Source organism: Micrococcus sp. GbtcB5, assembly GCF_019091605.1.
Lineage (GTDB): Bacteria > Actinomycetota > Actinomycetes > Actinomycetales > Micrococcaceae > Micrococcus > Micrococcus luteus.
The window spans coordinates 47030-68013 of the sequence record NZ_JAGXJK010000007.1; the positions used below are offsets into that span (position 1 = coordinate 47030).

General features: G+C 74.6%; 19 protein-coding genes. 18 read left to right on the forward strand and 1 reads right to left on the reverse strand.

Going from position 1 to position 20984, the window contains the following annotated elements:
• Window positions 1-35: 35 nt before the first annotated feature.
• The 18 genes from aroC (at window position 36) to KVS67_RS03910 (ending at window position 19839) form a co-directional block, all read left to right on the forward strand.
• Window positions 36-1271: a chorismate synthase gene (gene aroC, locus KVS67_RS03825; RefSeq protein ID WP_041103692.1), complete on the forward strand. Its 1236-nt coding sequence runs from the start codon at window positions 36-38 to the stop codon at window positions 1269-1271.
• Entirely contained in the window at window positions 1268-1972 is a 705-nt protein-coding gene (locus tag KVS67_RS03830) for a shikimate kinase (RefSeq protein WP_052520057.1), read from the forward strand. Before aroC ends, KVS67_RS03830 begins: the two co-directional genes overlap by 4 nt.
• Window positions 1969-3138, forward strand: a complete 1170-nt coding sequence (gene aroB / locus KVS67_RS03835; protein WP_041103694.1) for a 3-dehydroquinate synthase — start codon at window positions 1969-1971, stop codon at window positions 3136-3138. The genes KVS67_RS03830 and aroB overlap by 4 nt, the downstream gene beginning before the upstream one ends.
• A 118-nt stretch (window positions 3139-3256) precedes the next feature.
• Window positions 3257-3820: an elongation factor P gene (gene efp, locus KVS67_RS03840; RefSeq protein ID WP_002857030.1), complete on the forward strand. Its 564-nt coding sequence runs from the start codon at window positions 3257-3259 to the stop codon at window positions 3818-3820.
• The gene (nusB, locus tag KVS67_RS03845; protein WP_063188939.1) at window positions 3813-4265 is read left to right on the forward strand and encodes a transcription antitermination factor NusB; all 453 of its coding nucleotides are present in this window, start codon (window positions 3813-3815) and stop codon (window positions 4263-4265) included. The genes efp and nusB overlap by 8 nt, the downstream gene beginning before the upstream one ends.
• 169 nt (window positions 4266-4434) lie before the next feature.
• Window positions 4435-5043, forward strand: coding sequence for a bifunctional pyr operon transcriptional regulator/uracil phosphoribosyltransferase PyrR (gene pyrR / locus KVS67_RS03850; RefSeq protein WP_036313707.1), 609 nt, complete (start codon window positions 4435-4437; stop codon window positions 5041-5043).
• Window positions 5044-5046: 3 nt separating this feature from the next.
• Window positions 5047-6030: an aspartate carbamoyltransferase catalytic subunit gene (locus KVS67_RS03855; protein ID WP_036313715.1), complete on the forward strand. Its 984-nt coding sequence runs from the start codon at window positions 5047-5049 to the stop codon at window positions 6028-6030.
• On the forward strand, window positions 6027-7406 hold the full coding sequence (locus KVS67_RS03860) for a dihydroorotase (RefSeq protein ID WP_063188942.1): 1380 nt from the start codon (window positions 6027-6029) through the stop codon (window positions 7404-7406). Before KVS67_RS03855 ends, KVS67_RS03860 begins: the two co-directional genes overlap by 4 nt.
• The gene (locus tag KVS67_RS03865) at window positions 7403-8029 is read left to right on the forward strand and encodes a hypothetical protein (protein WP_036380937.1); all 627 of its coding nucleotides are present in this window, start codon (window positions 7403-7405) and stop codon (window positions 8027-8029) included. Before KVS67_RS03860 ends, KVS67_RS03865 begins: the two co-directional genes overlap by 4 nt.
• The gene (carA, locus tag KVS67_RS03870; RefSeq protein ID WP_134416485.1) at window positions 8026-9210 is read left to right on the forward strand and encodes a glutamine-hydrolyzing carbamoyl-phosphate synthase small subunit; all 1185 of its coding nucleotides are present in this window, start codon (window positions 8026-8028) and stop codon (window positions 9208-9210) included. Before KVS67_RS03865 ends, carA begins: the two co-directional genes overlap by 4 nt.
• Window positions 9211-9213: 3 nt before the next feature.
• The gene (gene carB / locus KVS67_RS03875) at window positions 9214-12519 is read left to right on the forward strand and encodes a carbamoyl-phosphate synthase large subunit (RefSeq protein ID WP_134416487.1); all 3306 of its coding nucleotides are present in this window, start codon (window positions 9214-9216) and stop codon (window positions 12517-12519) included.
• Window positions 12516-13403 (forward strand): orotidine-5'-phosphate decarboxylase, encoded by an 888-nt coding sequence (pyrF, locus tag KVS67_RS03880; RefSeq protein ID WP_134416489.1) that lies wholly within the window; start codon window positions 12516-12518, stop codon window positions 13401-13403. The genes carB and pyrF overlap by 4 nt, the downstream gene beginning before the upstream one ends.
• Window positions 13404-13541: 138 nt before the next feature.
• Window positions 13542-13856, forward strand: coding sequence for an integration host factor, actinobacterial type (mihF, locus tag KVS67_RS03885; RefSeq protein WP_134416491.1), 315 nt, complete (start codon window positions 13542-13544; stop codon window positions 13854-13856).
• Window positions 13857-13927: 71 nt separating this feature from the next.
• The gene (gene gmk, locus KVS67_RS03890) at window positions 13928-14578 is read left to right on the forward strand and encodes a guanylate kinase (protein ID WP_217564755.1); all 651 of its coding nucleotides are present in this window, start codon (window positions 13928-13930) and stop codon (window positions 14576-14578) included.
• Between the two features lie 66 nt (window positions 14579-14644).
• The gene (rpoZ, locus tag KVS67_RS14380) at window positions 14645-15085 is read left to right on the forward strand and encodes a DNA-directed RNA polymerase subunit omega (RefSeq protein ID WP_065573109.1); all 441 of its coding nucleotides are present in this window, start codon (window positions 14645-14647) and stop codon (window positions 15083-15085) included.
• Between the two features lie 7 nt (window positions 15086-15092).
• Complete coding sequence (gene coaBC, locus KVS67_RS03900) at window positions 15093-16385, forward strand: bifunctional phosphopantothenoylcysteine decarboxylase/phosphopantothenate--cysteine ligase CoaBC (protein WP_134416495.1); 1293 nt, start codon at window positions 15093-15095, stop codon at window positions 16383-16385.
• Window positions 16386-16400: 15 nt separating this feature from the next.
• Window positions 16401-17663, forward strand: a complete 1263-nt coding sequence (metK, locus tag KVS67_RS03905; RefSeq protein WP_095694620.1) for a methionine adenosyltransferase — start codon at window positions 16401-16403, stop codon at window positions 17661-17663.
• Window positions 17664-17775: 112 nt separating this feature from the next.
• Window positions 17776-19839: a primosomal protein N' gene (locus KVS67_RS03910; RefSeq protein ID WP_166795257.1), complete on the forward strand. Its 2064-nt coding sequence runs from the start codon at window positions 17776-17778 to the stop codon at window positions 19837-19839.
• 66 nt (window positions 19840-19905) lie between these two features.
• Here KVS67_RS03910 and KVS67_RS03915 read toward each other — a convergent pair whose 3' ends face one another.
• Window positions 19906-20961 (reverse strand): alpha/beta fold hydrolase, encoded by a 1056-nt coding sequence (locus tag KVS67_RS03915; RefSeq protein WP_036336590.1) that lies wholly within the window; start codon window positions 20959-20961, stop codon window positions 19906-19908.
• Between the last annotated feature and the right edge of the window lie 23 nt (window positions 20962-20984).

A 20984-nucleotide genomic window follows, 5' to 3' on the forward strand; every position in this document is an offset into this window, starting at 1 on the left:
CGGCGCGGTGCCCCGTGCGTGAGAGACTGCACGCCATGGTGCGCTGGTTGACAGCGGGGGAGTCTCACGGCCCCGCGCTCACAGGAATCGTTGAGGGACTGCCGGCCGGGATCCCGGTCACGACGCAGGACGTGCAGGACGCGCTCGCGCGCCGCCGCCTGGGGTACGGGCGCGGCGCGCGCATGAAGTTCGAGCAGGACGCGGTGACGATCCTCGGCGGCGTCCGCCACGGCCGCACCCTCGGCTCGCCCGTGGCGATCCAGGTGGGCAACACGGAATGGCCCAAGTGGGAGAAGGTGATGGCCGCCGATCCCGTCCCCGCGGAGGAGCTCGACGGTCTGGCCCGCAACGCGGCGCTCACCCGCCCGCGGCCCGGCCACGCCGACCTGACCGGCATGCAGAAGTACGGCTTCGACGAGGCCCGCCCCCTCCTCGAGCGCGCCTCCGCCCGTGAGACCGCCGCCCGTGTGGCCCTGGGCACCGTCGCCCGCGCCTTCCTCGGCGAGCTCGGCGTGCGGATCGTCTCCCACACCGTGGCCTTCGGGGAGGCCGCCCTGCCGGAGGGCCACCCGTTCCCCGTGCCCGAGGACGAGGCCCGCCTCGACGCCGACCCGGTCCGCTGCCTCGACCCGCAGACCTCGGCGGCGATGGTCGCCGAGGTCGACGACGCCCACCGCGCCGGGGAGACCCTCGGCGGCGTCGTGGAGGTGCTGGCGTACGGCGTGCCGATCGGCCTGGGCTCCCACGTGCACTGGGACCGCCGCCTCGACGCGCGGCTGGCCGGGGCGCTCATGGGCATCCAGGCGATCAAGGGCGTGCAGGTCGGCGACGGGTTCGCCACGGCCGCCCGACGCGGCTCCGCCGCCCACGACGGGATCGCCCGCGGCGCGGACGGCCGCCCCCGGCGCACGAGCGACCGGGCCGGCGGCATCGAGGCCGGCATGTCGACGGGTGAGCTGCTGCGCGTGAGCGCCGCGATGAAGCCGATCGCCACGGTGCCGCGCGCGCTGCCCACGGTCGACGTCGCCACGGGCGCGGAGACCACGGCCCACCATCAGCGCTCCGACGTGGCGGCCGTGCCCGCCGCGGGCATCGTCGCCGAGGCCATGGTCGCCCTCGTCCTGGCCGACGCGATGCTCGAGAAGTTCGGCGGCGACTCCGTGGCCGAGACGCGCCGCAACCTCGAGGCGTTCCAGGCCGCGGTCCCCGCCCTGCCGGAGCCGGCCGCCGACGTCGTGGCGGACGGCCCGATGGGCGACCCCCTGCCGTGACCGACACCCCCGGGACCGCGCCGGCCCCGGGACCGGACCCGAGCACGCGTCCCGTCCCCGGCCCCGTCACCGTGTGCCCGTGGGAGGGCATGACCGGTGCCCTCGAGGCGCGCCTGACGGCCGCGGCCACGGTGGCCGCCGCGGCCGACGAGGACCCGGCCGCGCGCCCGGCCCGCCGGGTCGTCCTCGTCGGCCCGATGGGGGCCGGGAAGACGACGGTCGGCCGGGCCCTGGCCGCCGTGACCGGGCTGCCCTTCGTGGACTCCGACGAGCTGTTCACCCAGGTCCACGGCCCGATCCCGGAGTTCTTCGCCGAGCACGGCGAGGCCGCGTTCCGGGCGGAGGAGGCGCGCGTCATCGGCCATGTGCTCGGCCGACCCACCCCGTGCGTCCTCTCGTGCGGCGGCGGCGCCGTCCTGCATCCGGGCACCCGCCGCGCGCTGGCCGGGCCGGACTCCGACGTCGTCTACCTCGCGGTCGGAGAGGAGGAGGCGCTGCGCCGCGTGGGCGGCGGCGCGGGCCGCCCCGTCCTGGCCGGCGACCCCGCCGGGACCTGGCGGCGCATCCTCGCCGAACGCGAGGGGCTGTACCGCGAGGTCGCCGACCTCGTGCTCGACACCACAGGCCTGACGGCCGCCGAAGCGGCCTGGCGTATCGTGGGGGACGCCCACCGCCCCCGAAGGAGTGAGTCACACCCATGACCGACCGTGAGCCGGACATCACCGAGCAGGAGACACCGGGGGCGGCGCCCGCGGCCGCTCCGGCCGCACCCGAGGACGTGACGGTCATCCCCGTGGCCGGCGGCCACGAGGCGGCCGTGCACGGCGGCTACGACGTGGTGGTGGGCCGGGGCCTGCTCGCGCGCCTGCCGGACCTGCTCGGCCCGACCGTCCGACGCGTGCTGGTCATCCATCCGCGCGCCCTCCGGGCCACCGGCGACGTCGTCAAGAACGACCTCGAGGCCGTGGGCCTGACCGCACTGACCGCCGAGATCCCGGACGCCGAGGAGGGCAAGCACCTGCAGGTGGCCGGGTTCTGCTGGCAGGTGCTCGGCCAGAACGACTTCACCCGGTCGGACGCGATCGTCTCCGTGGGCGGCGGCGCCGTGTCCGACCTGGCCGGCTTCGTGGCGGCCACGTGGCTGCGCGGCATCCGCGTCGTGCACATGCCCACCACCCTGCTGGGCATGGTGGACGCGGCGGTGGGCGGCAAGACCGGCATCAACACCGCCGAGGGCAAGAACCTGGTGGGGGCGTTCCACAATCCGGCCGGCGTGCTGGCCGACCTGGACACGCTGCTCACCCTGCCGGCCAACGAGCTGATCTCCGGCCTGGCCGAGGTCGTGAAGTGCGGCTTCATCGCCGACCCCGCGATCCTCGACCTCATCGAGGAGGACCCGGCCCAGGCCCAGAACCCGCACTCCCCGCGGCTGCGCGAGCTGATCGAGCGCTCGATCCGGGTCAAGGCGGACGTCGTCTCCCGCGACCCCCGCGAGTCGGGCGCCCGCGAGGCACTGAACTACGGCCACACGATGGGGCACGCGATCGAGCTCGCCGAGCGCTACCAGTGGCGCCACGGCGCCGCGGTGTCCGTGGGCCTGGTCTTCGCGGCCGAGCTGGCCCGATCCCTCGGCCGGCTCGACGACGCCACCGCGGACCGGCACTGGTCGGTGCTGACAGCCCTGGGCCTGCCCGTCTCCTACCGCGGGGACCGGTGGCAGACCCTGCTCGAGGGCATCCGCCGGGACAAGAAGAACCGCGGCGACCAGCTGCGCTTCGTCCTGCTGGACGGGCTCGCGCAGCCCACCACCGTGGACATCCCGGACGCGTCCCTGCTCTTCGCGGCGTACCAGGAGATCGCGGAGTGAGCCGCCGCTGACCCCGGCCCCGCGCGGGGCCTCCCGTAGACTGGCCCGCGCACATCCAAGACCCCACCCACTGCAGGCGGACCCGTGACGGTCCGCGAGACCGATTGGGAGCACACACGTGGCAACGAGCAACGACATCAAGAACGGCGCCGTCCTGAAGCTGGAGGGCCAGCTCTGGAACGTCACCGAGTTCCAGCACGTCAAGCCGGGCAAGGGCGGCGCGTTCGTCCGCACCAAGATGAAGAACATCACCACGGGCAAGGTCGTGGACAAGACCTTCAACGCCGGCGCCAAGGTCGAGTTCGCCACCGTCGACCGCTCCGACTACCAGTACCTCTACCAGGACGGCGCGGACTACGTGTTCATGGACGTCAAGGACTACGACCAGATCACCGTGCCCGGGGCCGTGGTCGGCGACGCCGCGAAGTACATGCTCGAGAACACCCAGGTGGTCATCGCCCTGCACGAGGGCACGCCGCTGTACCTGGAGATGCCGGCGTCCGTCGTCCTGGAGATCACTTACACCGAGCCGGGCCTGCAGGGGGACCGCTCCTCCGCCGGCACCAAGCCCGCCACCGTGGAGACCGGCGCCGAGATCCAGGTGCCGCTCTTCGTGGAGCAGGGCACCCGCGTCAAGGTCGACACCCGCACCGGCGACTACCTCGGCCGCGTCAATGACTGAGCGGGCCTCCGCCGGCTCCGGTGCCAAGCGGGGAACCACGGCGCGCAGCCGCTCCCGGCAGCGTGCGGTGGAGATCCTGTTCGAGGCCGAGCAGCGCGGCTCCACCGTGCTGGAGGGCATCCGCACCCGCCGCGAGAGCACCGACCTGCAGGTGAACGCCTACACCCAGCGGCTCGTGGAGGGCGTCATCGCGGACCAGGAGCGGATCGACGAGGCCCTGAGCTCCTACTCCCGCGGCTGGTCCCTGGACCGCATGCCCGCCGTCGACCGGGCGATCCTGCGCGTGGGGGCCTGGGAGCTGCTGTTCCAGGACGACGTGCCGGACGCCGTCGCCATCTCGGAGGCCGTCGCCCTGGCCGCCCAGCTGTCCACGGACGACTCGCCCGAGTTCGTCAACGGTCTGCTCGGCCGCCTGCAGCAGGTCAAGCCGACGCTGCTCGCCTGAGCCGCCGAGAGCTCCGTCACGAGGCCCGTTTCGCACCGCGTCATCCGCGCCGTGGGGCGGGCCTCGCTGGTAGAGTCGGCGACGTCCCGCGCGGGGGCCCACCGGCGCCCCGGGACGAACCACGCATCCTTTAAGAGCCGTCCTGTGAGGCGGGGAAGGAGGCGCCGGCATGGGAACTGACCCCGCCGCACCTCGTGCTGCCCGGACCGTGCTGTCCACGTCCGAGATCGACCGGGCGCTGACCCGGATCGCCCACGAGATCCTCGAGTCCAACAAGGGCGCCGAGGGTCTCGTCCTGATGGGGATCCCGCGCCGCGGGGCCCCCCTGGCCCGGCGGCTCGGCGCCCTGCTGGCCCGCATCGAGCCGGCCTTCGACCCCACCGCCGCCGTCGGTGAGGTGGACGTGACGCTCTACCGGGACGACCTCCGCCGCGGCACGGCCCGCACCCCGATGCCCACCCGCCTGCCCGAGGTCCCCCTCGACGGCGCCGTCGTCGTGCTCGTGGACGACGTCCTCTTCTCCGGCCGTACCGTCCGGGCCGCCCTCGACGCGATCGCCGACCTGGGCCGCCCCGCCGCCGTGCGCCTGGCCGTCCTCGTGGACCGCGGGCACCGCGAGCTGCCCGTCCGGGCCGACTTCGTGGGCAAGAACCTGCCGACCTCCACCGCCGAGCGCGTCCAGGTCCGGCTCATGGAGGTCGACGGCCCCGAGGGCACCGGCGAGGTCACCGAGGACGCCGTGAGCATCGTCGACCGTGTCGCGACCCGGGAGGGTTGAGCCGTGCGCCACCTGCTGTCCACCGCCGACCTCTCCCGCGCCGACGCCCTCGCCGTCCTCGACACCGCCGAGGAGATGGCCGCCGTCAACCAGCGCGAGGTCAAGAAGCTGCCCGCCCTGCGCGGCCGCACCGTGGTGAACCTCTTCCTCGAGGACTCCACCCGCACCCGCATCTCCTTCGAGGCCGCCGCCAAGCGGCTCTCCGCGGACGTGATCAACTTCTCCGCGAAGGGGTCGTCCGTCTCCAAGGGGGAGTCGCTCAAGGACACCGTCCAGACGCTCGAGGCCATCGGCGCGGACGCCATCGTGATGCGCCACTGGTCCTCGGGCGCGGCCCGCCAGCTGGCCGACTCCGGCTGGGTGCGCTCCGCCGTCGTGAACGCCGGCGACGGCACCCACGAGCACCCCACCCAGGCCCTCCTGGACGCCTTCACCCTGCGCCGGCGCCTCGCCGCGGCGACGGGAGAGGACCTGGTCGGCCGGGACCTGACCGGCATGCGCGTGGTGATCGTGGGGGACATCCTGCACTCGCGCGTGGCCCGGTCCAACGTGTGGCTGCTCAGCACGCTGGGCGCACAGGTCACCCTGGCCGCCCCGCCCACCCTGCTGCCCGTGGGCGTGGCCGCGTGGCCGTGCCAGGTCACCTACTCGCTGGACGAGGCCCTCGACGCCGGCCCCGACGCCGTCATGATGCTCCGCGTCCAGGCCGAGCGGATGGGCGGCGCCTTCTTCCCGTCCGCAGGGGAGTACACCCGGACCTGGGGGCTGACCGATGACCGCTTCGCCCGCCTCACCGCCGGCCGGGGCGCCCTGCTCGACGAGCCCGTGGTCATGCACCCCGGCCCGATGAACCGCGGCCTGGAGATCAGCCCGGCGGCGGCGGACTCGCCCCGCAACACCGCCCTCGAGCAGGTCGCCAACGGCGTGTCCGTCCGCATGGCGGTCCTGCACCTCGTCCTCAACCACGACCAGGAGGTCCGCCCGTGAGCGCCCCCAGCCCCGCCCCCCTGCTGCTGCGCAGCGCGCGCCTGACCACGGGCGAGACCGCCGACGTGCTCGTCGCCGAGGGCCGGATCGCCGCCCTCGGCCCGGACGCCGCGACCCACGCCGCCGGCCTCGACCCGGCCCCCGAGGAGGTCGACTGCGCCGGCCTGGTGCTGCTGCCCGGGCTCGTCGACCTGCACACCCATCTGCGCCAGCCCGGCAAGGAGGACGCGGAGACGGTCGAGACCGGCACCCGCGCCGCCGCGATGGGCGGCTTCACCTCGGTCCACGCGATGGCCAACTCGACGCCGACGGCCGACACCGCCGGCGTGGTGGAGCAGGTGTGGCGGCTGGGCCGGGACGCGGGCTGGTGCGATGTGCACCCCGTGGGCGCGGTGACCGTGGGCCTGGCCGGCGAGGCCCTGGCCGACCTCGGCGCGATGGCCGACTCGCAGGCCCGCGTGCGGATGTTCTCCGACGACGGCATGTGCGTCCACGACGCCGTGCTGATGCGCCGGGCGCTCGAGTACGTGAAGTCCTTCGGCGGCTTCGTGGCCCAGCACGCGCAGGAGCCGAACCTCACCGCCGGCGCCCAGATGAACGAGTCCGAGCTCTCCGGCGTCCTCGGCCTGGCCGGCTGGCCCGCCGTGGCGGAGGAGGCCGTCATCGCCCGTGACGTGCTGCTGGCCCAGCACGTGGACTCCCGCCTGCACGTGTGCCACGTCTCCACGGCCGGCTCCGTCGAGCTGATCCGCTGGGCCAAGGCCCAGGGCGTGGCCGTGACCGCCGAGGTCACCCCGCACCACCTGCTGCTCACCGAGGAGCTCGTCCGCTCCTACGACCCCGTGTTCAAGGTCAACCCGCCGCTGCGCCGCGAGTCCGACGTGATGGCCCTGCGCGCCGGGCTGGCCGACGGCACCATCGACACCGTGGGCACCGACCACGCCCCACACCCCGCCGAGACCAAGCAGTGCGAGTGGACGGTCGCGGCGATGGGCATGACGGGCCTCGAGACCGCCCTGTCCGTGGTGCAGCAGGCGATGGTGGACACCGGCCTGATGGACTGGGCCGGCGTCGCCCGCGTGATGTCCACGGCGCCGGCCCGGATCGCCGGCCTGACCGACCAGGGCCAGGCCGACGAGCGCGGCGTCCCGCGCGTCGGCGCGGTGGCCAACCTCGTGCTCGTGGACCCGCGGGCCCGCCGCACCGTGGACCCCGAGCAGCACCTGACGAAGTCCCGCAACAGCCCGTACCGGGGCATGGAGCTGCCGGGTGCGGTGCGCCACACGGTCTATCGCGGTGCCCGCGTCGTCGCCGACGGCGCCCCCGCCCGGCCGTACCGCCACCCGGCCCTGACGGAGACGGGGGAGCGCGCGTGAGCATCACCCCCCTGGCCGCCGCCCTGGCGGCCCGTCCCGTCCCGCCGCGGACCCCGACGAAGGACTACGCGGACGTGTGGCTGCCGGTGACCCTGGGCACCCTGGCCGTCGTCCTCGTGCTGCTCGGCCTGCTGGCCCTCGGGTGGCGGGCCCGCCGCCGGGCGCAGGCCGGGATCCCGGCCCCGGCCCCCGTGCCGACGGCCCTCTACGACGCCGAGCCGACGCTGTCCGCGGAGGGCATGCACGTGGGCACGGTGCGCGGCGAGGACCGACTGGACCGCGTGGCGGTGCACGGCCTGGGCCTGCGCTCGCGCGCCGTCCTCGAGGTCCACGACGCCGGCGCCCACCGCGGCCTGCTCGTGCTCCGCCCCGGGGCCGCCAACCTGTTCATCCCCGCGGACGACCTCGTCGAGGCCGGCCTGTCCGCGGGGATCGCCGGCAAGTTCGTCGAGCCGGGCGGGCTCGTCGCCTGGGGCTGGCGCCTCGGCGACGTCGAACTCACCTCCGCCTTCCGCCCCGACCGCCCCGAGGACCGCGACCGGCTCCTCGCCGCCCTGCAGACCATCATCGACCCCGCCCCGGCCGACCCGGCCGGCCGCGCAGGAGAAGGAGACCCCCGATGAGCACCCCCACCGACGACCTGGCCCTGCTCGTCCTCGAGGACGGCACCGTCCACCGCGGCCGGGCCTACGGCGCCCGCGGCCGCACCCTGGGCGAGGCCGTGTTCACCACGGGCATGACCGGCTACCAGGAGACCCTCACCGACCCGTCCTACGCGGGGCAGATCATCGTGCAGACCTCCCCGCACATCGGCAACACCGGGGTCAACGACGCCGACCGCGAGTCGCGGGCGATCTTCGCGGCCGGCTACGTGGTCCGCGACGCGGCCCGGCGTCCGTCCAACTGGCGCGCCGAGCGCAGCCTCGACGAGGAGCTCGAGGCGTTCGGCGTCGTCGGGATCCGCGAGGTCGACACCCGGGCCATCACCCGCCGCCTGCGCACCGAGGGCTCGATGCGCGCCGGCGTGTTCTCCGGCGAGCACGCCGCCCGCCCGGAGGCCGAGCTGCTGGCGGAGGTGCGCGCCCAGCCGTCGATGGCCGGCGCCCGCCTCGCGGAGTCCGTCACCACGGAGGAGCCGTACGTCATCGAGCCGGCCGAGCACGGCTGGGAGGGCGAGCCGATCGCCGAGATCGCCGCCCTCGACCTCGGCATCAAGGCCGCCACGCCGCGGCACCTGGCCTCCCGCGGCATCCGCGTGCACGTGCTGCCCGCGGCCACGGACCTGGCCGGCATCCGCGCCGTGGACCCGGACGGCGTCTTCCTGTCCAACGGCCCCGGCGACCCGGCCACGGCAGACGCCCAGGTGGAGCTGCTGCGCGAGGTCCTCGACGCCGGCCTGCCGTTCTTCGGCATCTGCTTCGGCAACCAGATCTTCGGCCGGGCGCTCGGCTTCGACACCTACAAGCTGAAGTTCGGCCACCGCGGTCCGAACCAGCCGGTGCTGGACAAGGCCACGGGCCGCGTGGCCATCACCTCCCAGAACCACGGCTTCGCCGTGGACGCCCCCCTCGGCGACCCGATCGAGGCGCCGGAGTCGCGCTTCGGCCGCGTCGAGGTCTCCCACTGGTCCCTGAACGACCAGGTCGTCGAGGGCCTGCGCCTGCTCGACCGGCCCGCCTTCTCCGTGCAGTTCCACCCGGAGTCCGCGGCCGGCCCCAACGACACCCTCGACCTGTTCGACCGCTTCGTGCAGCTGCTCACCGAGCACCGCACCGCCACCACCCCCGCCACCGAAGGAGCCTGATCCATGCCCAAGCGCACCGACCTGAAGTCCGTCCTGGTCATCGGCTCCGGCCCCATCGTGATCGGCCAGGCCGCCGAGTTCGACTACTCCGGCACCCAGGCCATCCGCGTCCTCAAGGAGGAGGGCGTCCGCGTCGTCCTCGTCAACTCCAACCCGGCCACGATCATGACCGACCCGGAGCTGGCCGACGCCACCTACGTCGAGCCCATCACCCCGGCCGTGGTCGCCAAGATCATCGAGAAGGAGCGCCCGGACGCCCTGCTGCCCACCCTGGGCGGCCAGACGGCGCTGAACACCGCCATCGCCCTCGACAAGGACGGGGTGCTCGAGCGCTTCGGCGTCGAGCTGATCGGCGCGAACATCGAGGCCATCGAGCTCGGCGAGAACCGCGAGCTGTTCAAGGGCGTCGTGGAGCGTGCCGGCGGCGAGTCCGCCCGGTCCCACATCGTGCACACGATGGAGGAGGCCCTGGCCGCCGTCGAGGACCTGAAGTACCCCGTGGTGGTGCGCCCCTCGTTCACGATGGGCGGCCTCGGCTCCGGCATGGCCTACGACGAGGCCGACCTGTACCGCATCTGCGGCGCCGGCCTGCAGTACAGCCCGACCTCCGAGGTCCTGCTCGAGGAGTCCATCCTCGGCTGGAAGGAGTACGAGCTGGAGATGATGAGGGACAAGAACGACAACGTCGTCGTCGTCTGCTCCATCGAGAACGTGGACCCCGTGGGCGTGCACACCGGCGACTCCATCACCGTGGCCCCGGCCATGACGCTGACGGACCGCGAGTACCAGAAGCTGCGGGACATCTCGATCAACGTCATCCGCGAGGTCGGCGTGGACACCGGCGGCTGCAACATCCAGTTCGCGGTGAACCCCGTGGACGGGCGCGTCGTCGTCATCGAGATGAACCCGCGCGTCTCCCGCTCCTCGGCGCTGGCCTCGAAGGCCACCGGCTTCGCGATCGCCAAGATCGCCACCAAGCTGGCCCTGGGCTACACGATGGACGAGATCCCCAACGACATCACCCAGAAGACCCCGGCGTCCTTCGAGCCGGTCCTGGACTACGTGGTCGTGAAGGTCCCGCGCTTCGCGTTCGAGAAGTTCCCGGCGGCGGACCCCACGCTGACCACCACCATGAAGTCGGTCGGCGAGGCCATGGCCATCGGCCGCAACTTCACGGAGGCCCTGCAGAAGGCCCTGCGCTCGCTCGAGCAGAAGGGCTCGGAGCTCGCGTTCCCGCAGGACGCCGACCCGCAGGCCCTGCTCGCGGCGGCGCGCACGGCCACCACCGACCGGCTCTCCCAGACCCAGCAGGCGCTCTACGCCGGCGCCACGATCGAGGAGGCCTTCGAGGCCACCGCGATCGACCCGTGGTTCCTGGACCAGTTCGTGCTCATCAACGAGGTCGCGGACGAGATCCGCGACGCCGAGGTCCTCGACGAAACCCTGCTGCGCCGCGCCAAGCGGCACGGGTTCTCCGACGCCCAGATCGGCTCGCTGCGGCACATGGACGCGGCGGTCGTGCGCGGCGTGCGTCACGCCCTGGGCGTGCGCCCCGTCTACAAGACCGTGGACACCTGTGCCGCCGAGTTCGAGGCCTTCACCCCGTACCGGTACTCCAGCTACGACCTCGAGACCGAGGTCGCCCCGCACGAGGGCGAGTCGGTGATCATCCTCGGCTCGGGCCCGAACCGGATCGGCCAGGGCATCGAGTTCGACTACTCGTGCGTGCACGCCACCATGGCGCTGCGCGAGGCCGGCTACGAGACCGTGATGGTCAACTGCAACCCGGAGACCGTGTCCACGGACTACGACATCTCCGACCGCCTCTACTTCGAGCCGCTCACGCTCGAGGACGTCCTGGAGGTCATCGCGGCCGAGGAGGCCTCCGGCGGCGTGCGCGGCGTCTTCGTGCAGCTCGGCGGTCAGACCCCGCTCAAGCTGGCCCAGCAGCTCGCCGACGCCGGCGTGCCGATCCTGGGCACCTCGCCCGCGGCCATCGACCTGGCCGAGCACCGCGGCGAGTTCGCGCTCGTGCTCGAGCGCGCGGGCCTGGTGGCGCCGAAGAACGGCACGGCGGTCTCCTTCGACGACGCCAAGCGCGTGGCGGACGAGATCGGCTACCCCGTGCTCGTGCGCCCCTCCTACGTGCTCGGCGGCCGCGGCATGGAGATCGTGTACTCCGAGGAGGCGCTGGCCCACTACGTGGAGCACGCCACGGAGATCACCCCCGACCAGCCGATGCTCGTGGACCGCTTCCTCGAGGACGCGATCGAGATCGACGTCGACGCCCTCTACGACGGCACCGAGCTGTACCTCGGCGGCGTCATGGAGCACATCGAGGAGGCGGGCATCCACTCGGGTGACTCCGCGTGCGTGCTGCCCCCCGTCACCCTGGGCCCGGACGTGCTCGAGCGCGTGCACCGCGCCACCGAGCGGATCGCGGCCGGCGTCGGCGTGCGCGGCCTGATCAACATCCAGTTCGCGCTCGCCTCGGACGTGCTGTACGTGATCGAGGCGAACCCGCGTGCCTCGCGGACCGTGCCGTTCGTCTCGAAGGCCACGGGCGTCCAGCTGGCCAAGGCGGCCGCGCGGATCGGCGTCGGCGAGAGCATCGCCGACCTGCGCGCGGCGGGCATGCTGCCCACGGCGTACGACGGCGGCACCCTGCCGATCGGCGCGCCCGTGGCGGTCAAGGAGGCGGTGCTGCCGTTCACCCGCTTCCGCACCGCGGAGGGCCGCGTGGTCGACTCGCTGCTGGGCCCGGAGATGCGCTCGACGGGCGAGGTCATGGGCATCGACAAGCACTTCGACACCGCGTTCGCCAAGTCCCAGTCCGCCGCCGGCGGCCCGCTGCCCACCTCGGGGCGCGTGTTCGTGTCGGTCGCCAACCGGGACAAGCGCACCCTCGTGGGCCAGGCCAAGCGCCTCGTCGACCTCGGCTTCCAGGTGGTCTCCACCGGCGGCACCGCCGAGGTGCTGCGGCGCAACGGCATCCCCGCGGAGGTCGTGGCGAAGATCGCCGACGCCGGGCACGAGGACGGCGCGGGCACCGTGCTGGAGCAGCTGCACGCCGGCACCGTCGATCTCGTGCTGAACACGCCCTCCGGCGGCGACGCCCGCACGGACGGCTACGAGATCCGCGCGGCCGCGACGTCGCTCGGCGTGCCGGTGATCACGACCACGGCCGAGTTCGGGGCGTGCCTGCAGGCCATCGAGGCCATGCGGTCCTACGAGTGGTCCGTCACCTCACTGCAAGAGCACGACGCGCGCCTGCAGCAGGCCGTCGCCGGGCCGGAGGCCGCGGCGTGACCACGACGGCGACGGGCGGCGCGGGGCCCCGCGCCCCCTTCGGGCGGCGGCTGGCCCACGCCATGGAGACGGCCGGTCCGCTGTGCCTCGGCGTGGACCCCCATCCGGGCCTGCTGCGGCAGTGGGGCCTGAGCGACACCCCGGCGGGCCTCGAGGCGTTCTCCCTGACCGCCCTCGAGGCGGCGGTGGGTCCCGAGGGGCCTCGCGTGGCGGCGATCAAGCCCCAGGTGGCGCTGTACGAGCGCCACGGATCGGCCGGCCTGGCGGCCCTGGAGCGGCTGCTCGCGGCCGCCCGGGACGCCGGGGTGCTCACGATCGCGGACGCCAAGCGCGGTGACATCGGCTCCACCATGGACGGCTACGCCGCCGCGTGGACCTCCGACGCCTCGCCCCTGGCCGCGGACGCGGTGACGCTCAGCCCGTACCTGGGTTTCGGCACCCTCGTGCCGACCATCCGCGCCGCCCACGAGGCCGGCCGCGGCGTGTTCGTCCTCGCGCTGACCTCCAATCCGGAGGGCCGCGAGGTCCAGCACGTGGGCGAGGGGTCGGCCGAGGGATCGGTCGCCCGGCGCATCGCCGGGGCCGCGGCCGCCGAGAACGCGGCCCTGCGCGGCGACGACGCGTGGGGGCCGGTGGGACTCGTCTTGGGCGCCACGGTGGCCGCCGAGGCGGACCGCCTCGGCCTGGACCTGCCGGCCCTCGGCGGGCCCCTGCTGGCCCCCGGGTTCGGTGCCCAGGGCGCCACGGCCCGGGGCATGCGGGCCGGCTTCGGAACGGCCTGGCCGCAGGTCTTGGCGACCTCGTCCCGCGGCATCCTGAGCGCGGGTCCGTCGGTGGCCTCGCTGGTGGACGCGATCGAGGAGAATCGCGCCGCCCTGCGGTGACGCCCGCGTCCTCCCGGCGCGCCCGTGCCGTGTGGATGAGATGGTATTTTCCCTTTCGATCGGCTGCGCTCGTTGGCCTTGACCGTGGAAGGGTCACGATGGGGCCGGTGAGGAACGAGAGGCATCGAGGTCAGACCCATGGCGTTGCGGCAGCTCAGTGTGCAGGAGCGGGCGGAGGCCCGGAGGAAGGCCCTCCAGGCCCGCCGGGCGCGGGCGGAGCTCAAGGCGGCCTTCGCCGCCGGTGAGGTCGGCCTGGCCGACATCTTCGCGCGCGCGGACGCCGAGGACGCCGTCGCCCGTCTGCGGACCGTGGACCTGCTGCTGGCCCTGCCGGGCGTGGGCGAGGTCCGGGCCCGGGCGGCGATGGCGGGGTGCGGCGTCTCGCCGCGGCGTCGGCTGGGCGGCCTGGGCCGTCGTCAGCGCGAGGCGCTGATCGCCTATATTGGCCGGTGACCCCCACACCCCGGCGGGTCGGCGCCGGCCCGGGTGAAGGGCCTGCGAGGCCCGTCCCACCAGGAGGATGCGTGACCGACACGTTCGACCCCGGACCCGCCCCCGCCGTCCCAGTGGCCCGCACCGCCGTCCAGGAACGCCCCCCGGGCCCGGGCGTCACCGTCCTGGCCGGCCCCACCGCCGTCGGCAAGGGCACCGTCTCGGCCCATGTCCGCGAGCACTACCCCGAGGCCTGGCTGTCCGTCTCCGCCACCACCCGCCCGGCGCGCCCGGGCGAGGAGGACGGGGTGCACTACTACTTCACGACGCCGGAGGAGTTCGACTCCCTCGTCGAGGCGGACGAGATGCTGGAATGGGCCGTCGTGCACGGCGTCCACCGCTACGGCACGCGGCGCGACCGCGTGATGGAGGCCGTGGCGCAGGGCCGCCACGTCCTGCTGGAGATCGACCTGCAGGGCGCGCGCCAGGTCCGCCGTGCGCTGCCGGAGGCCACCTTCGTGTTCCTGGCGCCGCCGAGCTGGGAGGAACTCGTGTCCCGGCTGCTCGGCCGCGGCACCGAGAGCCCGGAGGAACAGCGCCGCCGGCTCGAAACGGCTAGACTGGAACTCGCCGCGGAACCCGAGTTCGACGCCGTCGTCGTGAACGACCGCGTGGAGCGGGCCGCCGAGGAACTGGTGAGACTCATGGGGCTGGACCCCGAGCGCCGTCCGACCGAGGCCTGAGGACCGGCCGCACCGACGCCGCACCCGGCGCCGACGTGACAGTGAGATGAAGACTTTGGAGACCCCGTGACCGAACAGTACGAAGGCATCGTCAACCCGCCCATCGACTCCCTGCTGGAGCGGGTCGACTCGAAGTACGCCCTGGTGCTCTTCGCCGCCAAGCGGGCCCGGCAGATCAACGCCTACTACTCGCAGCTGCACGAGGGGCTGTTCGAGTACGTCGGCCCGCTCGTGGACACCCAGCTGAACGAGAAGCCGCTGTCCATCGCCCTGCGCGAGATCGAGACCGACCTGCTCGAGTCCCACGAGGCCGTCGAGGCCACCCCGGAGGCCGACCTGGCCGCCGAGGACTTCGGCGACTTCTCCCTGCCGGGCGAGGACGACCCGTTCGCCACCCTCGAGTCGTCCGACGCCCACCAGCCGATGGGCGATCCCGCCGCCATCGAGGAGGCCGCCGAGACGGTGCGCGCCGAGGAGGGCACCTCCGAGGACGCCCCGGAGGCCTGAGCCCGTCATGGAGATCGTCCTCGGAGTCGGCGGCGGCATCGCGGCCTACAAGGCGGCGCTGCTGCTGCGCCTGATGACCGAGGCCGGCCACGGCGTGACCGTGGTGCCCACCGCCAACGCCCTCGAGTTCGTGGGCGCGGCGACGTGGGAGGCCCTCTCCGGCCGCCCGGTCCGCACGGACACGTTCGAGGCGGTCGACGAGGTGAACCACGTCCGGCTCGGCCGGCGTGCGGACCTCGTGGTGGTCGCGCCGGCCACCGCCGACCTGCTCGCGCGCACCGCCGCGGGGATGGCGCCCGACCTGCTGGGCAACGTGCTGCTCACCGCCACGTGCCCCGTCGTCCTGGCCCCCGCCATGCACACCGAGATGTGGCACCACCCCGCCACGGTCGCCAACGTCGCCCTCCTGCGCGAGCGCGGCGTCACGGTCGTGGATCCCGCCGTGGGCCGCCTCACCGGGGCCGACTCCGGCACCGGACGTCTGCCCGAGCCCGCCGAGATCTGGGAGCGTGCGCAGGCCGCCGCGGCCGCGGGCGCCCCGCGCCGTCCCCGGGCCTCCGCGTCCGGGTCCGATGCCGAGCCCGCGCCCGGCCCGCTGGCTGGTCGCACCGTGGTGATCACGGCCGGGGGCACCCGCGAGGCCCTGGACCCGGTCCGCTACCTGGGGAACCGCTCCTCCGGCAAGCAGGGGGCCGCCCTGGCGCGCGCCGCCCTCGAGGCCGGCGCCACCGTGCGGTTCGTCGCCGGGTCCATGTCCGTCCCGACGCCCGAGGGCGTCGAGCGCGTCGTGCCCGTGGAGTCCACGCAGGACCTGCTCGAGGCCGTGCTGGCGGAGGCCGCCGACGCCGACGTCCTCGTGATGGCGGCGGCCGTCGCGGACTTCCGGCCGGCCGAGGTCTCGGACGCCAAGATGAAGAAGGGCGACGACGGCGGCGCGCCCGTCATCGTGCTCGAGCGCACCCCGGACGTGCTCGCCACGGCCGTGCGCACCCGCTCCGAGGGCGGGCCCATGGCCCCGCTCATCGTCGGCTTCGCCGCGGAGACCGGCGACGCGACGTCCTCCGTGCTCGAGTACGGCCGGGCCAAACTGGCGCGCAAGGGCTGCGAGATGCTCGTGGTCAACGAGGTCGGCACGGACAAGGTGTTCGGCCGGGACGAGACCGCCGTGACCATCCTGTTCGCCGACGGCCGCCCCGCCGTGGAGGCCGCGGGCTCCAAGGACCAGGCGGCGGCCGCCGTCGTGCGGGCGATCGTGGATGACCTCGCCGGTCGCGACCCCGCCGGCGCGTCGGGCCGCTGACCTAGACTGGGCGGCATGACCGATGCCGCCTCGCTGAGCCCCACCCGCCACGCCGACCCGTATTCGGGGGTGGGCGGCGGAGAGCTCCGCCTCTTCACCTCCGAGTCCGTCACGGCGGGCCACCCCGACAAGATCTGCGACCAGATCTCCGACGCCATCCTGGACGCGATCCTCGCCGCCGACCCGTCGGCGAAGGTGGCCGTGGAGACCCTGACCACCACCGGCCTGGTGCAGGTGGCCGGCGAGGTGAACACCTCGGCGTACGTGGAGATCCCCAAGATCGTGCGCGAGACCATCCTGGACATCGGCTACGACTCCTCGGCCAACGGCTTCGACGGCGCCCAGTGCGGCGTGAACATCTCCATCGGCCAGCAGTCCTCGGACATCTTCGCCGGCGTCTCCCGGTCCCTCGAGGCCCGCGAGTACGGCTCGGCGGACGAGGTGGACGAGCAGGGCGCGGGGGACCAGGGCATCATGTTCGGCTACGCCACGGACGAGACCCCGGCGTACATGCCCATGCCCATCTACCTCGCGCACCGGCTCTCCGAGCGGCTCACCGCGGTGCGCCGGGCGGAGAACACGCCCATGCCGTACCTGCTGCCGGACGGCAAGACGCAGGTCACCATCGGCTACGCGCCCGGCCACGTGCCCACCACGGTCGAGGCCGTGGTGGTCTCCACGCAGCATCACGAGTGGGTCACGCAGGAGCAGCTGCGGGCGGACGTGGAGGAGCACGTGATCCGACCCGTCATCGAGCGCTCCGGCCTCGACACCTCCGGTATGCGGATCATCATCAACCCGGGCGGCAAGTTCGTCATCGGCGGGCCCGTGGGCGACGCCGGCCTCACCGGTCGCAAGATCATCGTGGACACCTACGGCGGCATGGCCCGGCACGGCGGCGGCGCCTTCTCCGGCAAGGACCCGTCCAAGGTGGACCGCTCCGCCGCCTACATGCTCCGCTGGGTCGCGAAGAACGTGGTGGCCGCCGGCCTCGCCTCGCGCGCCGAGTTCCAGGTGGCCTACGCGATCGGCTCGGCCCGGCCGGTGGGCCTGTACGTGGACACCTTCGGGACGGCCACGGTGCCGGAGGAGAAGATCATCGAGGCCGTGAACGCGGTGTTCGACCTGCGTCCGGCCGCCATCGTGAAGGAGCTGAACCTCCTGCGGCCCATCTACCGACGGACCGCCGCGAACGGCCACTTCGGCCGGGACGACGCCGACTTCACGTGGGAGCGCACGGACCGCGTCGAGCAGCTGCGCGCCGCCGCCGGCCTCTGACCCGGAGGCGGGCATCACGGACACGCTGTTCGCCCTCCCCGAGCCGGAGGACGCACCCCGACTGCCGGAGCGGGCCGAGGGGTGGCCGGAGCGGCCGATCGCACGCGTCCTGCTGGACTCGCCCGTGCCGCACCTGGACCGTGAGTTCGACTATCTCGTGCCCGTGGCCCTGGACGCCCGGGCGGTCCCCGGCTCCCGCGTGTCCGTCCGCTTCGGCGGACGGGCCATGACGGGCTGGCTCGTCTCGCGGGAGCAGGAGCCGGCCACCGGCGCCCAGCTCACCGAGCTCACCGGCGTGCTCACCGCCATCCCGCCGCTGACGGAGGAGGTCCTGGCGACCGCTCGCGCGGTGGCCCGCCGCCAGGCCGGCGTCGTCACGGACGTGCTGCGGGCCGCGGTGCCCCCGCGCGTCGCGCAGGTCGAGAAGGCCGCCCTGGCGGAGGACGCGGAAACCGCCGCGGACCACCCTGTGACGCTGACCGGCACGGACGCCGAGCGCCCGGAGGCGCCCGCGGCGGAGGAGGGCCTCGTGCCCACGGTGTGGGAGTCCCTCGAGGGGGGCACCGCGTTCGTGTCCGCCGTGCTGGCCGGGGACGCCGCGCGGGCGGCCGCCGTCGTGCCCTCGCGCCTGTTCGAATGGGACGAGGCGGGCGCGCTGGCCGCCCTAGCGCGCACGGTGGCCGCCTCGGGCGGCGGCGTCCTGCTGCTGGTGCCCGACCACCGCGACCTCGACCGGCTCTGCGCCGCCCTCGACGAGCACGTGGGCGAAGACGCCTACGCGCGGATCGGCTCCGAGGACGGCAACACGCCCCGGTACCGCGCCCACCTGGCCGCGCTGCGCGGCACCCGGCGCATCGTGGCCGGCACCCGGGCCGCCGTGTGGTCGCCCGTGCGCGACCTGCGGCTGGTGGTGCTCTGGGACGACGGCGACGACGCGTGGGCCGAACCCCGCGCGCCCTACTTCCACGCCCGAGAGGTCGTGCTGGAGCGGGCCCGCGCGACCGGCGCGGCGCTGCTCTTCGCCGGGCCCTCCCGGTCCGTCCCGGTGCAACGGCTCGTCGAGTCGGGCTGGCTGCTGCACCTGGGCCCCTCCCGCGCGACCCAGCGCGAGCTCGGGCCACGGGTCGTCTCCACCGCCGACGCCTGGGAGACGGCGCGCGACCCGTTCGCGCAGCGGGCGCGGCTGCCGCAGGCCGCCTGGGCCGCCGCCCGCGCCGCGCTGCTCGGGCCACGGCCGGGCCCGGTGCTCGTGCAGGTGGCCCGGGCCGGCTTCATCCCCGCCCTCGTGTGCGAACGGTGCCGCACGCCCGCCCGCTGCCGCGTCTGCGCGGGGCCGCTGGGCTTCCGCGACGCGCGGGCCGCCCGGCACGGGGAGGTGGCGTGCCGGTGGTGCGGCACCCGGGAGCGCGGCTTCCGGTGCACCGAGTGCGGCGGCACGACGCTGCGGGCCGGCGCCCGCGGCGTGGACCGCACGGCCGAGGAGCTGGGCCGGGCGTTCCCGCGCGTGCCCGTGCACGCCTCCTCGGCGCAGCACATGCTCGGCTCGGTGCCGCCCGGGCCCTCCCTGGTGGTGGCGACCGTGGGGGCCGAGCCGATGACGCCCGACGGCTACGCGGCCGCCCTGCTGCTCGACGGGGACAGCCAGCTCCAGCGCGAGGGCCTCGACGTGCCGGGCCGCGTGCTCGCCCGCTGGCTCGCGGCCGCCTGCCTGGTCCGCCCCGCCTCCGACGGGGGCGTCGTGGTGGTCACCGCGGACGCGGGGGAGGCGGTGAACGCGCTCGTCCGACGGGACCCCGACGGCTTCGCCGCGCGCCAGGTCGCCGAGCGGCGCGAGCTGCACCTGCCTCCCGCCGGCCGCCTCGCAGAGGTCACGGGGGAGGCCGCCGCCGTCGCGGAGTACCTCGAGCTCGTGGAGGCCGCCCGCCGGGAACGGCCGGACGAGGACGTCCACGAGGATCCTCACTCGGCCCCGCTCGACGGCGGCCCGGCGCGACTGCCCTGGATCGGGCCGGTGCCGGACCCCGCCGACGAGACCCGCTCCCGCGCCCTGCTGATCTTCCCGTACGCGGCGGCCGAGGCCACCGTCGGCGCCCTGCGCGCCGCCCGGTCCGCGGCGAGCGCCCGGCGCGAGACCGCCCCGGTGCGGGTGCGGCTCGACCCGGCCGGGGTGCTCTGAGGGGGCGGCCGGACCGACCCGCAGCCCGAGGGGCCGGAGCGCGGCGACGCCGGGGCGATGACGGCGTCAGCGGCCGGCGCGGCGGAGCCAGTCGCGGATCAACGCCGCACAGGCGGCCGGCCGCTCGTAGTGCAGCAGATGCCCGACGCCGTCGAGGACGTGCAGCTCCGCCGTGCCGCCCGCGTCGTCGATCGCCGCGGCGAGCGCCTCCTGTGCCGGCACCGAGCCCAGCGGATCCTCCCGCCCCGCGACCAGCAGCACCGGCAGGCTGAGGCGGGCGGCGACGTCGGCCACGGAGCCCGTGCTCGAGGCGCGGTACGCCTCGGAGAGCATGCGTGCGGAGGCGAAGTCCGAGAAGTGGCGCCGGTGCTGGTCATGGGTGTACGCGAGGACATCCCTGTCCCTGGTGCGGGTCATGGCGAGCGTGGTCACCCACACGACCGGCGGCGCGCCCAGCAGCAGCCGCGCCGGGCGCTCGGGCAGGCGGGCGGCGACCTCGTAGTACCCTTCGGCGACGGCCGCCAGCACCCGACTCGACACGGACGCCGACGCCTCCAGCGCGGGTTCGGCGATGGGGTTGAGCAGGACCAGCCGTCCCCACCGGGACGGGTCCCGCGCGACCAGCTCGGCCGCCACCGTCGTCCCGTAGGAGTGCGCGACCAGCACGGGGGTCGCCCGCAGACCCAGGGCGGCGACGACGGTGGCCACCGCGTCCGCGTGATGGGCCACGGTGTGCTCGGCGTGGGGGAAGGGCTCCGAAGCCCCGAAGCCGGGCAGCTCGATCGAGTGGATCGGATGCTCCGGGAGCGCGTCGGCCAGCAGGGCGAGGCCGTGGTGGTCCCCGCGGAAGCCGTGCACGAACACGAGCGGGGCAGCGGCCGCGTCCCCCTCGGGTGCGCCGGGCGATCCCGGCGCGGCCACCGGAACGGGGGTGTACTCCCACACGGCCACGGACGACCGGATCCCGCTGACGGGGTCCGGGACGGCCAGGGTGTGCCGGCGGGGCGTCCGGGCCGGGTGGCCCGTGAGCACGCGGGGATCGGCGGGCGCCGCGGGCGGGCGCAGCAGATCGCGCAGGCGGACGGGCGGGCCCGGGGCGGCGGACGGCGTCGGGACAGGCACGTCCCCACCCTAGCCAGGCCTTC

Bases quoted from the DNA above. Each gene is read 5' to 3' on its own strand.
- metK (WP_095694620.1), top strand. From the start codon at position 16,401: ATGACCGATGCCGCCTCGCTGAGCCCCACCCGCCACGCCGACCCGTAT.
- pyrR (WP_036313707.1), top strand. From the start codon at position 4,435: ATGGGAACTGACCCCGCCGCACCTCGTGCTGCCCGGACCGTGCTGTCC.
- coaBC (WP_134416495.1), top strand. From the start codon at position 15,093: ATGGAGATCGTCCTCGGAGTCGGCGGCGGCATCGCGGCCTACAAGGCG.
- carA (WP_134416485.1), top strand. From the start codon at position 8,026: ATGAGCACCCCCACCGACGACCTGGCCCTGCTCGTCCTCGAGGACGGC.
- carB (WP_134416487.1), top strand. From the start codon at position 9,214: ATGCCCAAGCGCACCGACCTGAAGTCCGTCCTGGTCATCGGCTCCGGC.
- nusB (WP_063188939.1), top strand. From the start codon at position 3,813: ATGACTGAGCGGGCCTCCGCCGGCTCCGGTGCCAAGCGGGGAACCACG.
- aroB (WP_041103694.1), top strand. From the start codon at position 1,969: ATGACCGACCGTGAGCCGGACATCACCGAGCAGGAGACACCGGGGGCG.
- aroC (WP_041103692.1), top strand. From the start codon at position 36: ATGGTGCGCTGGTTGACAGCGGGGGAGTCTCACGGCCCCGCGCTCACA.
- mihF (WP_134416491.1), top strand. From the start codon at position 13,542: ATGGCGTTGCGGCAGCTCAGTGTGCAGGAGCGGGCGGAGGCCCGGAGG.